Origin of the sequence: Variovorax sp. HW608, from assembly GCF_900090195.1 — a bacterium.
Lineage (GTDB): Bacteria > Pseudomonadota > Gammaproteobacteria > Burkholderiales > Burkholderiaceae_C > Variovorax.
On the sequence record NZ_LT607803.1, the window covers coordinates 6,991,035 to 7,005,707 of the forward strand.

General features: G+C 68.5%; 12 protein-coding genes and 2 tRNA genes. 7 read left to right on the forward strand and 7 right to left on the reverse strand.

From position 1 onward, the window contains the following. Positions 1 to 161 precede the first annotated feature (161 nt). Both VAR608DRAFT_RS33145 and VAR608DRAFT_RS33150 read left to right on the forward strand, forming a co-directional pair. Positions 162 to 1,301 carry a cupin gene (locus VAR608DRAFT_RS33145; protein ID WP_088957921.1) on the forward strand — a complete coding sequence of 380 codons (1,140 nt, stop codon included), beginning with the start codon at positions 162 to 164 and terminating at the stop codon, positions 1,299 to 1,301. A gap of 56 nt (positions 1,302 to 1,357) precedes the next feature. Then, positions 1,358 to 2,758, forward strand: a complete 1,401-nt coding sequence (locus VAR608DRAFT_RS33150; RefSeq protein ID WP_088957922.1) for an amino acid permease — start codon at positions 1,358 to 1,360, stop codon at positions 2,756 to 2,758. Between the two features lie 40 nt (positions 2,759 to 2,798). Here VAR608DRAFT_RS33150 and VAR608DRAFT_RS33155 read toward each other — a convergent pair whose 3' ends face one another. After that, a complete protein-coding gene (locus tag VAR608DRAFT_RS33155; RefSeq protein ID WP_088957923.1) occupies positions 2,799 to 5,171 on the reverse strand; it encodes a UvrD-helicase domain-containing protein in 2,373 nt (790 codons plus the stop codon). A gap of 288 nt (positions 5,172 to 5,459) precedes the next feature. Between VAR608DRAFT_RS33155 and VAR608DRAFT_RS33160 the strand changes: the two genes are divergently transcribed. Further along, entirely contained in the window at positions 5,460 to 6,437 is a 978-nt protein-coding gene (locus VAR608DRAFT_RS33160; protein ID WP_088957924.1) for a GMP reductase, read from the forward strand. 18 nt (positions 6,438 to 6,455) lie between these two features. Here VAR608DRAFT_RS33160 and VAR608DRAFT_RS33165 read toward each other — a convergent pair whose 3' ends face one another. After that, positions 6,456 to 7,322: an alpha/beta hydrolase gene (locus VAR608DRAFT_RS33165; protein WP_088957925.1), complete on the reverse strand. Its 867-nt coding sequence runs from the start codon at positions 7,320 to 7,322 to the stop codon at positions 6,456 to 6,458. Between the two features lie 99 nt (positions 7,323 to 7,421). Between VAR608DRAFT_RS33165 and VAR608DRAFT_RS33170 the strand changes: the two genes are divergently transcribed. After that, positions 7,422 to 7,497: transfer RNA gene (locus VAR608DRAFT_RS33170), tRNA-Ala, on the forward strand. Between the two features lie 298 nt (positions 7,498 to 7,795). Here the strand turns inward: VAR608DRAFT_RS33170 and VAR608DRAFT_RS37340 are convergent. After that, positions 7,796 to 8,248 carry a hypothetical protein gene (locus VAR608DRAFT_RS37340; protein ID WP_157731182.1) on the reverse strand — a complete coding sequence of 151 codons (453 nt, stop codon included), beginning with the start codon at positions 8,246 to 8,248 and terminating at the stop codon, positions 7,796 to 7,798. 258 nt (positions 8,249 to 8,506) lie between these two features. Next, on the reverse strand, positions 8,507 to 8,701 hold the full coding sequence (locus VAR608DRAFT_RS37345) for a hypothetical protein (RefSeq protein ID WP_157731183.1): 195 nt from the start codon (positions 8,699 to 8,701) through the stop codon (positions 8,507 to 8,509). Between the two features lie 41 nt (positions 8,702 to 8,742). On the opposite strand from VAR608DRAFT_RS37345, the gene VAR608DRAFT_RS33175 reads away from it, so the two are divergent. Beyond that, positions 8,743 to 9,297 (forward strand): hypothetical protein, encoded by a 555-nt coding sequence (locus tag VAR608DRAFT_RS33175; protein WP_157731184.1) that lies wholly within the window; start codon positions 8,743 to 8,745, stop codon positions 9,295 to 9,297. On the opposite strand, the gene VAR608DRAFT_RS33180 is transcribed toward VAR608DRAFT_RS33175, so the two are convergent. Together VAR608DRAFT_RS33180 and VAR608DRAFT_RS33185 are read right to left on the reverse strand one after the other, a co-directional pair. Continuing rightward, the gene (locus tag VAR608DRAFT_RS33180; protein WP_197700439.1) at positions 9,287 to 10,708 is read right to left on the reverse strand and encodes a DUF1254 domain-containing protein; all 1,422 of its coding nucleotides are present in this window, start codon (positions 10,706 to 10,708) and stop codon (positions 9,287 to 9,289) included. The two genes, VAR608DRAFT_RS33175 and VAR608DRAFT_RS33180, sit on opposite strands and share 11 nt — an antisense overlap. Positions 10,709 to 10,932: 224 nt before the next feature. After that, a complete protein-coding gene (locus VAR608DRAFT_RS33185) occupies positions 10,933 to 11,640 on the reverse strand; it encodes an SDR family NAD(P)-dependent oxidoreductase (RefSeq protein ID WP_088957926.1) in 708 nt (235 codons plus the stop codon). Positions 11,641 to 11,750: 110 nt separating this feature from the next. Between VAR608DRAFT_RS33185 and bktB the strand changes: the two genes are divergently transcribed. Further along, positions 11,751 to 12,932 carry a beta-ketothiolase BktB gene (gene bktB / locus VAR608DRAFT_RS33190; RefSeq protein ID WP_443082904.1) on the forward strand — a complete coding sequence of 394 codons (1,182 nt, stop codon included), beginning with the start codon at positions 11,751 to 11,753 and terminating at the stop codon, positions 12,930 to 12,932. 73 nt (positions 12,933 to 13,005) lie between these two features. Continuing rightward, positions 13,006 to 13,081 (forward strand) — tRNA-Lys (locus VAR608DRAFT_RS33195). A 59-nt stretch (positions 13,082 to 13,140) separates the two neighbouring features. Here the strand turns inward: VAR608DRAFT_RS33195 and VAR608DRAFT_RS33200 are convergent. Continuing rightward, positions 13,141 to 14,583: an alpha/beta hydrolase gene (locus VAR608DRAFT_RS33200; RefSeq protein ID WP_088957928.1), complete on the reverse strand. Its 1,443-nt coding sequence runs from the start codon at positions 14,581 to 14,583 to the stop codon at positions 13,141 to 13,143. Positions 14,584 to 14,673 lie beyond the last annotated feature (90 nt).

The following is a 14,673-nucleotide window of genomic DNA, read 5'->3' on the forward strand; positions in this document are numbered from 1 at the left end:
GCTCAGGAACAGGGTGCGGGTTTTCACTAGGACCGAAGCGCATCCGGCGTCAAGCAGCTAACACGGCCAGCGACGGGCCCTCCCTAGCATTAGATCAGAGGCCCCGCTTTGCCCTGGATCAGGGGCCTCGCAACCTTCAACCTTCACGAGACATCACGTCAATGCCTTCCACCCATTCCCTCGCCGGCGCCATCGAAGCGGCCCAGGTCGTCCTCTGCTGCAAGAAACTCGATGACTCCATCGACTTCCTGACCAGCCGGCTCGGCTTCAAGGTCCGGCTGATCATGCCCTCGGACGCGCCCACCATCGCCGTGCTGAGCGGCCACGGCTGCACCGTGCGCCTCGAAATGGCGGCCGAGCCGGCGCCGGGCGCGGCGCATCTGCGGCTGCTCTGCACGCCCGCGCTGCTGCCGGCCGGCACGCCCTCGCGCCTCTCCGGTCCGGACGGCATGGTGGTCGACCTGGTCGACGCCCACGCGCCGGTCCATGTTCCGCCGGCGGTCCAGGAATTCGTGCTGACCCGCCTCGCGGGACCCGAGAGCTGGGGCGTCGGCCGCGCGGGCATGCTGTACCGGGACCTGATCCCTTCGCGCCTCAACGGCCGCTTCGTGGCCTCGCACATCCTGCTTCCACAGGGCGGCATGGTGCCGGACTACGTGCACTACCACCGGGTCCGGTTCCAGGTGATCTTCTGCAAGGCCGGCTGGGTCCGGCTGGTCTACGAGGACCAGGGCGATCCCTTCGTGCTCGAGGCGGGTGACTGCGTGCTGCAGCCGCCCGAGATCCGCCACCGGGTGCTCGAATCGTCGGCCGGCGCCGAGGTCGTGGAGATCGGCTGCCCCGCGATCCACGAGACCCACGGCGACCCCACGATGCGCCTGCCGACCGGCGCCTGGCTGCCCGAGCGCAGCTACCAGTCGCAGAAGTTCGTGCGCCACGTCGCGGCCACCGCCGCCTGGGGGCCCTCGCGGCTGCCGGGCTTCGAGGCCCGCGACACCGGCATCGCCGCGGCCACCGAAGGGCTCGGCGGGGTGTGCGTGCTGCGGCCTGCGACGGGACCCGTGAACGCGGCCGCGGCCGCGGACGCCGAGGCGCTCGGCGCGCCCAGCGCGCACCAGGGCGAATTCCTGTTCCTGTTCGTGCTCGCAGGGCAATGTGAGTTGGGCAGCACCGTGCTCGGCCAGCACGCGCTGCACGCCGGCGACAGCTGCGTGCTGCCCGCGGGCGCCGACTACCGCGTGAGTCCCGCGCCCGGGCTCGAACTGCTGGAGGTCACGCTGCCGGCGCGGCTGCCGGCCTGAAACCGGCCCGGCACCACGGTGCACCGGGCTGACCACGATCGACAAGGGAGACAACAATGGATGACGACAAGAAGATCACGGACCGAGAGCAAGGCCTGGCCCGCACACTGACCCAGCGCCAGCTCACGATGATCGGGCTCGGCGGCGCCATCGGCACCGGGCTCTTCATGGGCAGCGGCATCGCGATCGGCTATGCAGGACCCGGCGTGCTGCTGAGCTACCTGATCGCCGCGCTGATCGCCGTGGTCATGATGTACAGCCTCTCGGAGATGGCCGTGGCCCACCCGACGGCCGGCTCCTTCGGCACCTATGCCGAGCTCTACCTGAACCGCTGGGCCGGCTTCGTCGTGCGCTTCACCTACTGGGCCGCGCAGTCGATCGCGATCGGCGGCGAGGCGGTGGCGATCGGCCTCTACATGCGCTTCTGGTTCCCGGACATCCCGGTATGGATGTGGACCACGGGCTTCGGCGCCGCGATCATCTATGCCAACGCGCGCTCGGCCTCGACCTTCGGCAGCCTCGAGTACTGGCTGTCGACGATCAAGATCTTCGCGATCTGCGCCTTCATCGTCTTCGGGCTGGCCGTGGTCTTCGGCATCGGCCGCCCGGCCGTGGGCTTCGGCCACTACACGGCGCACGACGGCTTTCTTCCGCACGGCTTCCGGGGCGTCTGGATGGGCGTCTTGATCGCCATCTTCTCGTTCTACGGCATCGAGATCATCGCCGTCACGGCCGGCGAGGCCGCCGACCCGGCCAAGGCCGTGCCGCGCGCCATGCGCACCATGATCGCGCGCCTCGTGCTCTTCTACGTGCTCTCGCTCGGCATCATGCTGGCGATCGTGCCCTGGCCCGAGACCGGCGCCAAGGAGGTCGCCCACAGCCCCTTCGTGAAGGTCTTCACCTTCTTCGACTTCAAGTACGCCGCCGCGGCCATGAACGTGGTGCTGATCAGCGCGGCGCTCTCGAGCATGAACGCCAACCTCTACCTGTGCTCGCGCATGCTGTTTTCGCTCGCACGCGCCGGGCTTGCACCGGCGCCCATCGGCACGCTGAGCGCGAGCGGCGCGCCGGTCGCGGCGATCGGGGTCTCGAGCATCGGTGTCGGCATCGCGGTGCTGACCAGCATGTTCAGCCCGGTGGCCTACGGCTACCTGTTCGGCGTCGCGCTCGGCGGCGGCATCCTGGTCTGGCTCATGATCCTGCTGAGCCACCTGTCGTTCCGCAGGAACTGGGAGAAGAGCGGCAAGGCACCGTCCGCGGTGCATGCGCCGTGGTTTCCCTGGCTCCAGTACCTCGGGATCTTCCTGCTCGTCGCGGTGCTCGTCACGATGGCCTTCGACGCCGAGTTCTGGAACGTCGGGGTGATCTCGGCGAGCGTCTGGGTGGCGTTCCTGAGCGGGGTCTATGTGTTCAGGTTCGGCGCGCGTCGGCAGAAGGCGCCGCTGGTCGAGACCTGAGGGCCAGCGCGCCGGCGCCGCGGCCCTCCATGGCGCCGGCTCAGGTCACCGGCGTCAGCTTGGCCACGCTGAGCGCGAGCCACTTGACCCCATGGCGCGGGAAGTTCACCTGCGCACGCGCGTCGTCGCCCGAGCCTTCGAGTGCCGTCACGGTGCCTTCGCCGAACTTGTTGTGGAACACCTGCATGCCCGAGCGCAGGCCGTGTGAAGGCGCGGCCTTCTGCGGCGGCACCGGCGGGCTCGCGAAGACCTCCTTGCCGTAGCCGCCCGATCCACCGCGCGTGGTCGCATAGCCGCCGCCATAGCCGAAGGCCGAAGGCGCGAAGCCCTGGTTCCTGGGCGTGAGCCACTTGAGCGCGCCTTCGGGCAGTTCGTCGAAGAAGCGGCTCTTGACGTTGTAGCGCGTCTGGCCGTGCAGCAGGCGCGTCTGCGAATGGCTCAGGTACAGGCGCTTGCGCGCGCGCGTGATGGCGACGTACATCAGGCGGCGCTCTTCCTCGAGGCTCTCGTAGTCGCTCATCGAGTTCTCGTGCGGGAACAGGCCCTCCTCCAGGCCGGTGATGAACACGCAGTCGAACTCCAGGCCCTTGGCGGCATGCACGGTCATGAGCTGGACCGCGTCCTGGCCGGCCTGCGCTTGGTTGTCGCCCGATTCGAGCGCGGCGTGGGTCAGGAAGGCCGCGAGCGGGCTGAGCGTTTCGCCGGTTTCGGCGTCGGGCGCGAGCGGCTCGTCGAGCACCGGCTGGTTCGGGTCGAGCCCCTGGCTCGCAGGCGACTGGCGCAGCTCGTCCACCGGCAGCGCAACCGCATCGCGGCCAAAGCCTTCCTGCGTGACGAAGCTCTCGGCCGCGTTGACCAGTTCCTCCAGGTTCTCGATGCGGTCCGCGCCTTCGCGGTCGGCCTTGTAGTGCTCGATGAGGCCGCTGTGGTCGAGCACCAGCTCGATGATCTCGCGCAGCGACATGCCCTGCGTCTGCTCGCGCAGCACATCGATCCTGGCGACGAAGGCCGAGAGGTTGCCGCCCGCCTTGCCACCGACCGCGCTGACCGCGTCGTGGAGCGAGCGGCCGGCCGCGCGGGCGGCGTCCTGCAGCACTTCGATGCTGCGCGCGCCGATGCCGCGCGGCGGGAAGTTCACGATGCGCAGGAAGCTGGTGTCGTCGTCCTTGTTCTCCAGCAGCCGCAGGTAGGCCAGCGCGTGCTTGATTTCGGCGCGCTCGAAGAAGCGCAATCCGCCGTAGACGCGGTACGGCACCGCGGCATTGAAGAGCGCGGTTTCGAGCACCCGGCTCTGCGCATTGCTGCGGTAGAGCACGGCCATTTCCTTGCGCTCGATGCCGTCGCGCACGAGCTGGCGCATTTCCTCGACCACCCATTGCGCTTCGGCGAAATCGCTGGTCGACTCGTAGACGCGCACCGGCTCGCCGGGGCCCTGGTCGGTGCGCAGGTTCTTGCCGAGGCGCTTCTTGTTGTGGCTGATCAGCTCGTTGGCCGAATCGAGGATGTTGCTGTAGCTGCGGTAGTTCTGCTCCAGCTTGATCTGGTGCGAGACCTCGAACTCGCGCACGAAGTCGGCCATGTTGCCGACCCGCGCGCCGCGAAAGGCGTAGATGCTCTGGTCATCGTCGCCGACCGCGACCACGCTGTTGTCGCCCGGCACGAAGCGGCCGTCGGCGGTGTTGCCGGCCAGCATCTTGATCCAGGCGTATTGCAGGCGGTTGGTGTCCTGGAACTCGTCGATCAGGATGTGGCGGAAGCGCCGCTGGTAATGCTCGCGCACCGGGTCGTTGTCGCGCAGCAACTCGTAGCTGCGCAGCATCAGCTCGCCGAAATCGACCACGCCTTCGCGCTGGCACTGCTCTTCGTAGAGCTGGTAGAGCTCGACCTTCTTGCGGTCGTCGTCGCTGCGCACCTCGATGTCGCGCGGGCGCAGGCCGTCTTCCTTGGCGCCGGCGATGAACCATTGGGTCTGCTTGGCCGGGAAGCGCTCGTCATCGACGTTGAACTGCTTCATCAGCCGCTTGATGGCCGAGAGCTGGTCCTGGGTGTCGAGGATCTGGAAGGTCGAAGGCAGGCCGGCCAGCTTCCAGTGCGCGCGCAGGAAGCGGTTGCACAGGCCGTGGAAGGTGCCGATCCACATGCCGCGCACGTTGACCGGCAGCATTGCGCCAAGGCGCGTCATCATTTCCTTGGCCGCCTTGTTGGTGAAGGTGACGGCGAGGATGCCGCCCGGCGAGACCTGGCCGGTCTGCAGCAGCCAGGCGATGCGGGTGGTGAGCACGCGGGTCTTGCCCGATCCGGCACCCGCGAGGATCAGCGCGTTTCCGGCCGGCAGCGTGACAGCCGCGCGCTGCTCCGGATTGAGATTTTCAAGCAGCGGCGAATCTGCAGGAGCCGCGAGGTCGGTGAACATCCATCAATTGTAGGAAGACCCAGCCCAGGGCACCCGGGGAGCCGCTTTGCCGGGCCGCTGGGTGCGCCCCCGGAGAGGCGGAGCGCCGAAGGCGCATGGGGGCGATCTCAGTTCTGCGGGTAGAATCAGTCACCGGGCCCAAGTTTCTTGAGGTCCGGTTTTTTGTGCCTGCGCAAGCAGGGCCCGGTGCCGCCACCACGCCGCACCCGCAGATCCGGTCACCAAGCCAAGCGCCCGATCGCCACCGAAATCCTTCGGCAGCGAGCCTTTTCAAGGAGCTTGGAACTCATGCAAATCTTCGACTACGAGAACATCCTTCTGCTGCCGCGCAAGTGCGTGGTGGAAAGCCGCGCGGAGTGCGACGCCAGCGTCACCCTGGGCGGCCGCAGCTTCCGCATTCCGACGGTGCCCGCCAACATGAAGACCGTGGTGGACGAGTCGATCTGCACCTGGCTGGCGCAGAACGGCTACTTCTACGTGATGCACCGCTTCGACCTGGACAACTTCCAGTTCGTCAAGGACATGCATGCGAAGGGCGTGTTCGCATCGATTTCGCTCGGCGTGAAGAAGCCCGACTACGAGACGGTCGACAAGCTCGCCGCCGCCGGCATGACGCCCGAATACGTGACCATCGACATCGCGCACGGCCATGCCGACACGGTGAAGAAGATGATCGGCTACCTCAAGAAGAAGCTGCCGAAGGCCTTCGTGATCGCGGGCAATGTCGGCACGCCCGAAGCAGTGATCGATCTCGAGAACTGGGGCGCCGACGCGACCAAGGTCGGCATCGGCCCGGGCAAGGTGTGCATCACCCGGCTCAAGACCGGTTTCGGCACCGGCGGCTGGCAGCTCTCGGCGCTCAAGTGGTGCGCGCGCGTGGCGACCAAGCCGATCATTGCCGACGGCGGTATCCGCGACCATGGCGACATCGCCAAGAGCATCCGCTTCGGCGCCTCGATGGTGATGATCGGCTCGCTCTTCGCGGGCCACGAGGAATCGCCCGGCAAGACCGTGGAAGTCGACGGCGAACTCTTCAAGGAGTACTACGGCTCGGCCAGCGACTTCAACAAGGGCGAATACCGCCACGTCGAAGGCAAGCGCATCCTGGAGCCGGTCAAGGGCAGGCTGGCCGATACGCTGATCGAGATGGAGCAGGACATCCAGAGCTCCATCAGCTACGCGGGCGGCCGCAAGCTGCTGGACATCCGCAAGGTCAACTACGTCACCTTGGGCGGCGACAACGCGGGCGAACACCTGCTGATGTGACGCCCGCGAGGCTGGCTCTCAAGCCTCGAGCAGATCCATGGCCAGCGCGTGCAGGCGCTGCGCCGGATCGGCCAGCGTCTCCAGCACGCTGAAATGATGGAGCCCCGGCAGCGCCTCGCAGACCGGGACCACACCAGCGCCCCAGGCATCGCGAATGAGCTCGTTCTGGCGCAGGAATTCGGCACTCTCGACACCCCCTGCAACCGAATAGAGCTTGCCGCGCTCGGGCGCCGGCCACAGCGCGGGACTGAGCCGCAGCGAATCCGCATCCGTCAGGTTCAGTGCAGGCGCGAGGAATGGCGTGTGCTGGATCGGCCGCAGATCGTGAAGCCCCGAAATCGACAGCGCGTTGCGCACGAGGTCGGCCGGCAGGTCGGGCGCGACGGCCTGCCAGTCGCAGCCCAGGAGCATCGCCGCGAGATGGCCTCCGGCCGAGTGTCCGGCCACCGTGATGCGCGACGGGTCGCCGCCGTACGCCGCGATGTTGCGCCAGGTCCATTCGAGCGCATGGGCCATCTGCAGCGCGATGTCAGCGATCCCTATCGGCCGCTCGAGCGTGCCGGGGCACAGCGCGTAATTGGGCATCACCACGCACACGCCCCGCTCATGGAACGGCCGGGCGACGAAGGAATGCTCGCTCTTGTCCATCGCCCGCCAATAGCCGCCGTGGATGAAGACCAGCACGGGCGCTCCCGGCTCGGCAGCGGGGAATACGTCGAGCGTCTCGTTCGGCCCCTCGCCGTAGCGCAGATCGATGTGCGCGGGCAGCGAATCGCGAAGCAGGGCCGACTCGGCCGCCCATCGCTCGAAATACGCCGCATGCTCGGGCACGAGCAACCGGTTGTTGTACATGCGGTCCAGCCAGGCGGGATCGTACGAGGGCATGGTTCTCGGTCTCCTGTCGTTCGTCGTGAAAAGGCGCGCATCTTGGCATGCCTCTGGCCGCAAGGGGCTTCGGGATCCGGTTAGAATTCCAGTTGCGTTGGGGGGGTAGCTCAGCTGGGAGAGCGCCGCGTTCGCAATGCGGAGGTCGGGAGTTCGATCCTCCTCCTCTCCACCAACTTTCCAGTTTTCCGAATCGACGCCTCATGCCTCACGGCCTGGGGCGTTTTCTTTTGCGGCCCGCGGTCGCGCCGCCAGCTTCCTCCAACTCGTACACCGGCTTCAGTTCCCGTCTGACAGAACGCGTTCGCGCGCCGATGCAGCGTAACAAAGTTAATCCTCCATCTCAGATCGCAACTTCGCGCGGGTCATGCCATGACCAAGTATTGCAGCTCGTGTCATACGGCGAACCTCGATCGCGCGAAGTACTGCCGCGGCTGCGCAGGCAAGTTCTCCGGCATTCTGACGCCCGCCTCCTATGCGTTCGACGATTCGCAAGACGCGCCGCTGCCCACATTGCGGGAGCGGCCCAGGATCGTGACCCAGCAGCCGGTCATCGCACCCGCCGCCATGGCGGCATGGCCGTTGACCGTCGCGACCTCGACGCGCACCCTCCCCGCGCTCACGACGACCAAAGTCCGGCGAAAGCTCCGAACCATCCGTGCGGTACGGTGGGCGGCGCTGGTCGTGGTGACGGCGATCGCGACCACCAGCCTGCTGACGCTCAATCCGGTGGACCGCACGGTCGAGTTGATGATGCGCAGCAACGCGCCCCGGACGCCGCCGCCCCCGAGTCCCGTGGCGCAGGCCACCGGCCAACCCGCCACGCCGACCGTGGAGACACCCACGCCGCAGCCGGCTGCCGAGACGCAAGCGATCCGGACGCCCGAGGCGCCTGCGGCCGAAGCGCCGATGGCCCCCTCCGCCACGAACGACGCGAAGGCGCCCCCGTCGCTCGCGACGAGCCCGGCGGACCTGGCGCATTCGGACGCACAGGCACCCGACGCCCTCGAGGCGCTGCGACTTCAGCCGCCGGCCAAGCTTGAAGCGCCGGTCGAAACAGCCGCGGCGACCGCGCCGGGCCCTTCGAGGCCCACGAACATCGCGAAGCCGGCCAAGGTCGCGCGAGCGGCGCCTGTTGCCGAGCACAAGGCGGTGCCCTCGCCCACGATGCGACAACCTTCGGATCAGCCGATGCGAACCGCGACGGCGCTTCCCCTGACGGTTCCGGTGGCCCCGGTGACCCCGCCCGCCACGACGTCGCGACCCCAGACGGTCGTCCGCATCGAATCCCCCGCCATTTCGTCCTCGACCGATTCGCCGTCGAAGACCGCGTCCGGAACGCCTTCGCGCGCGAATCCGACCACGCGAACCACCATCACGGCACGCGCCGCGGCAGATCCTGCGATGGGCGCTGTGGGTGATGGCGGCGCCGGTGGTGCCGGTGCAGGAGCCGGCGGTGGTGCTGGTGCTGGTGCTGGCGGCGGTGCTGGTGCTGGCGGCGGTGCTGGTGCGGGCGCTGGCGGTGGTGCTGGTGCTGGTGCTGGTGCTGGTGCTGGTGCTGGTGCTGGTGCGGGCGCCGGCGGCGGTGCCGGTGGTGGCGGCGGTCCCGGTGGTGGCGGCGGTCCCGGTGGTGGCGGCGGTCCCGGTGGTGGCGGCGGTCCCGGTGGTGGCGGTCCCGGTGGCGGTGGCGGTCCCGGTGGCGGTGGCGGTCCCGGTGGCGGTGGCGGTCCCGGCGGTGGCGGCGGTCCCGGCGGTGGCGGCGGTCCCGGTGGCGGTGGCGGCCCCGGTGGCGGTGGCGGCCCCGGTGGCGGCGGCGGCCCCGGTGGCGGTGGCGGCCCCGGTGGCGGTGGCGGCCCCGGTGGCGGTGGCGGCCCCGGTGGCGGTGGCCCCGGTGGCGGTGGCGGTCCCGGTGGCGGTGGCGGCCCCGGTGGCGGTGGCGGCCCCGGCGGCCGGTAAAGGCGCCTCTACAGTCTGATCACCGCGGGCGGCGTCCAGCGGCCCTCGAGCGCCGACTGCCCGGGCCAGTAGAGGCGGATGTAGAGCGAGAAATCGCCGGCGCCATCGGCCGGTGCGGGCAGCCAGTTGCCCGCGTGCGCATCGCCCGGCGTTGCGGCCTGCACGAGGATCGTGAGCGAGCCGTCCGCGTGGTATTGCAGCGTCCGGCTCTTGGGGCCGATCGAGAAGCGCGACAGCGCGTTCGGCGCGAAGAAATGGTGCCGGTCGTAGAGCGACAGCGACCAGAAGCCCCGCACCGGCGGCACCTGCCCCGGCGCGAGGGTCAGCGTGTAGCGGTGCGCGCTGTTGAGCCGGTTGCCGCTCGCGTCGAGGTCCTGGTAGAAGGACTTCGTCTCGTTCTGCTTGTTGACGAAGATGTTCGACTTCGCCACCGCGGTGCGCGTGAAGTAGTCGGTGCCGAAGCACGCGCCGTTCGCGATGGTCGACCAGTGGTGCGCCAGCGGCCGGCCGAAGTTGTGGAACTGGAAGAGCGGCTCGATCAGCTCGCGCTCCGCCGCGGCAACCGCTTCGTTGAAGACCGCCCTGAGCCGCGGCTCCCTGCGCGCCGCATCCACGACCGCGAGCACCTGCGCATAGCGCGCCGACTCGCCGGGCAAGGGCCGCGCATCGGCGAGCGCGACGGGGAGCGTGTCGAGGAACTTCTCAAGGCGCACCCAGCGCGTTTCGCCGCCGCCGGCGTCGGCTTCCGGCGTGGCGGGACCCACCGGCACCTGCCGCCAGTCCATGAACTTCATCCGGCCGTCGAAGGCGTCCACGGGATAGAGGCCGATCTGGTTGATGACGGCCTGCACCGCCTGCAGGTCTTCGGGCGTGTCCTCGCGGAAGACGCGCGGGATCACCACGCCGGTGCTGGTCTGCGAGACGAAGACCTTCTGGATGCCCTTGGGCACCGCGCCCACCCAGTTCGGCCCCGCGAGCAGGTAGAAGCCGGGCGGCGTGCCGTACATGCGGCCGAGCTCGGCGAAGCTGTCGGTGCGCGAATCCAGCACCTGGATGATCCAGAAGCGGTTGCCGAAGTCCGGCACCTGCACCACCACCGGCGACAGGTCGAGCGCGACGATCGCCTGCCCGGTCACCACGTCGGGGTCCGGGCACGCCACCGCCCGCTGGCTGGGCGAGACGTAGTCGGTGAGCATGGTGAGCGTGTTCGCCGGTCCGACCGGCAGCACGCCGCCGAGCAGCCTCTGGTGCGGCAGCCGCGCAAAGGCGCTGCGCCGGCTGCACACGTTGACGATCGGCCAGGCCCAGAAGAAGGCATCGCGGGCGACCAGCCGCACGTAGTCGTCGCTGAGCCTGACCTGCGTGTCGGGTCCGGTGATCACGTGAGCCATCGCCATCTCCTCCTCGTTCGGGCCGGATACCTCGGGCATTCAGGGCGATCGATGGATGCGGGCACGGCTCATCGGCGGCCGCGGTCGTCGCAGGGCCTTGTAGCATGCGCCAAGCCGCGCGCGGAACGCACTTGTCCCAAGGTGAGAAGCCGCTTGCACCTTGGTGCAAGCGCAGGCGGCGGCCCCGTCAGAGGCCGCGAAGGCTCATTGGGCAACCACCGCGCAGCAGCGCCGCGGTATTCGCCTTGGGGCGGCCCGGCGGCTCAGGCGTCGAGCGTCAGGTGCTGGCCGTGCAGCGCCGCCGCGGCCGGCGAGACGAGGAAGCCGATGGTCTCTGCCGCCACGCCGGTGGAGACCCATCCGGCGGGATTGGCATTCGGCATCGCGCTGCGGTTGGCCGGCGTGTCGAGCACGCTCGGCGCGATGCTGTTGACGCGGATGCCATGGGCGAGCAGCTCCGCCGCGGACGCCTCCACGAGCCGCTGCAGCGCGCTCTTCGACGCGATGTAGGCCGACATTGCCGCCAGCCCGCGCGACGCCGTCTTGGCGCTGACCGCGACCACGCTGCCGCCCTTGCGCTCGATCATCGAGGGCACCAGCGCCTGCGTGACTGCGACGAAGGACCAGGCGTTGAGATTCATCATGCGGTCCCACGCGGCGCGGTCGAGCGCATGCACCGCGTCGCCCATCTCGAAGCCGCCCGCGATGTGGATGAGCGCATCGACCTGCTTGAACGCCGAGAGGATGCCCCGCGCCGCCTGGGCCATCGACGGGACCGAGGTCACGTCGGCCTCCACCAGGAGATGCTGCGAATTGTCGAGACCGGGGAAGCTCGCGGTCAGGTGGTCCATGCGATGGTCGATCAGCGCCACGCGCGCGCCCTGGACGAGAAAGTGCTGCACCACGGCGCGGCCCAGGGCGCCGGCCGCGCCGGTGATCACCACGTGGCGGGGGGTGTTGGCTTCGTTCATCGGCAACTCCTGGTTCGGGCGGGCATGGTAACGCCGGCGTCAGCTGTAACAAACCGCTCGCTGGCATCATGTGCGTTTTGATTTTGTTTCGTCAGCACTGGAGACTCGTCATGAAAGAAGTTGTCGTCGTCAGCGGGGTTCGCACCGCCATCGGTTCCTTCGGCGGAAGCCTGAAGGATGTTCCCCCCACGCGCCTGGCCGCACTGGTCACCAAGGAGGCGCTCGCCCGCGCCAAGGTCGATGGCAAGGACGTGGAGAACGTCGTCTTCGGCCATGTCATCAACACCGAGCCGCGCGACATGTATATGGCCCGCGTGGCGGCGATCGAAGGCGGCTGCGCGCAGGAAACGCCCGCGCTGACCGTCAACCGCCTGTGCGGATCGGGCCTGCAGGCGATCGTGTCGGCCGCGCAGAGCATCCAGCTCGGCGATGTCAAGGTGGCCGTGGGCGGCGGCGCCGAGAGCATGAGCCGCGCACCCTTTGCCTCGCTCACCGCACGCTGGGGCGCACGCATGGGCGACGCCAAGATGGTCGACATGATGATCGGCGCGCTGCACGACCCGTTCCAGAACATCCACATGGGCATCACGGCCGAGAACGTCGCCAAGAAATGGGACATCAGCCGCGAGCAGCAGGACCAGACCGCGCTCGCGAGCCACCAGCGCGCGCAGAAGGCGATCGAGAACGGCTACTTCAAGTCGCAGATCGTTCCGGTGCCGCTCGAAAGCCGCAAGGGCCCGTCGCAGTTCGACACGGACGAGCATCCGCGCTTCGACGCCAAGATCGAGGACATGGCCAAGCTCAAGCCCGCCTTCCTGAAGGAGAACGGCACGGTCACGCCGGGCAACGCCTCGGGCCTCAACGACGCTGCGGCCGCAGTCGTGCTGATGGAGAAGGAAGAAGCCGCCCGCCGCGGCCTCAAGCCGCTGGCCCGCGTCGTGGCCTACGGCTTTGCGGGTGTGGACCCGGCCTACATGGGGATCGGCCCCGTGCCCGCCTCGCGCAAGGCGCTCGAGAAGGCCGGCCTCAAGGCATCGGACATGGACGTGATCGAAGCCAATGAAGCCTTCGCCGCGCAGGCCTGCGCCGTCTCGAAGGACCTCGGCCTCGATGCCGCGAAGGTGAATCCCAACGGCTCGGGCATCTCGCTCGGCCATCCGATCGGCGCGACCGGTGCGCTCATCACCGTCAAGGCGCTGTACGAGTTGGAGCGCATCCAGGGCCGCTACGCGCTCGTGACCATGTGCATCGGCGGCGGCCAGGGCATCGCGTGCATCTTTGAACGGGTCTGAAGCGAAAACCCGCCAAATTTATGGCTATAATCGTTGGATTGCCTGAAACGACAGATCAAATGTCGTCAATCAGGGGCTCTTAGCTCAGTTGGTAGAGCAGCGGACTCTTAATCCGTAGGTCGAGTGTTCGAGTCACTCAGGGCCCACCAACACACGATGCCCCGCATGTTCGATCATGCGGGGCATTTTTCTTTAGGCCCAGGAGAACTCAGCGCGCCGGGATGCCTTCGCCGATGCGCTCGGCGATGTACGGATAGAAGGGGTTCGACTGCAGCCTCGACAGCATGTCGAAACCCACCACCAGCGTGCGGTTCTCGCCGCGCACCGCGAGCGCGCCGATGCTGATGCCGAAGTCCTCCTGGCCGTTGGGTTGCAGGCCGTACAGCGCGTCCGTCACCGGAAACGGCAGCGAGACGTGCGAGAGCGAAAACACATCGGGCGGATATTCGAGCGCGAGCGGCCGCGTGTGCTCGGCCGATGCGCCGGCCTCGGTCACGCGCTCGACCATGCGCGGCGTCTCCGAGTCGCCGTTGGCGATCCACGTGGTCCTGAAGGTCCTCGGCGCGGGCGGCAGCAGGCGGCTGCTTTGCGGATCGCTCGCATCGCGCAGCAGCGGGCCAAACTTGGCGTTGCGGTTGAGGTCGAACAGCACGAGTTCGCTGCCGTTGGCCGGCAGCCGCGCATAGAGCCCGGTCACGATCGCGCTGGTGCTCACGGTGGCGTCTGCGAGCGACTGGAAGGCGAGGATCGGCGGCAACTGCACGAGCCGCCCCGCGCGCTCCTCGCGCACGATGTGCTCCTGCAGGTCGCGTGTGAGCAGCGACGATTGCCGCGCCCCGTTCACCGGGAACGAGTTGTACTTGAAGGGATTGAATTCCGGCACGATCCCGAGCCACGCCGCCTTCGCGAAGGGCGGGAAGATGGCCGGCCAGCCGAGCAGGCCCGCGAAGCGCGACAGCTCGGTGACGCCGATCATCGGCGTGAGGAGCACGAGCCGGTCGGGCCGTGCGAGGCTCCTGTCGTCCAGTGCGTCGAGCGCGTACTTCATCGCCAGCGCCCCGCCGTTGGAATAGCCGACGATGTGCAGCGGCAGCGGCGCGGCCACGCGGCTGCGCGCTTCGCGCACGGCGAGCCGCGTGGCTTCGAGCCAGTCCTGCCATTCCACCTGCGTGAGCCCGGCGGGCACCGTGCCATGGCCCGGCATGCGGATGCCGATGGCGACGAAGCCATGGTCGCGGTAGAGCGCCGCGACATGGCGCAGGCTGTACGGCGAATCGGTCAGGCCGTGCAGCAGCACGGCGACGCCCCTGGGCCTTCCTTCGGGTTCGAGCACGTACGAGCGGTTCCAGTCCTGCTTGAAGTGCCCGGGATACATCGGGCTGCCCTCGAAGTAGCGGTTGATCGGAATGCGCGCCTCGGACGGCAGCTTGTCGGTCACCTCGCTGCGCACTTGCGCGAAGGCCGTGTTCTCGGCCGCGAGGTAGGCGGCCCAGTCGGCGCTGCGCAGCGCCTCGCGCGAGAGCTCGTGCGGCGCGTGGGTGTGCCACGGCGCGAGCGGCGGCCCGCGCTGGATGTCGTAGATGCGCACGCCGGCGAGCACCACGACGGCCGTCACCGCCACCAGCGCGATCCGCTTCACGATCCTCAGCATCCGGTCCTCATGTTCTTTCTAGAATTCCTGGCGCCCATCGGAGCGGATTGTGCAGCCCGGTCGGAGCCGCATGAAAGAGGCGTACAGGAG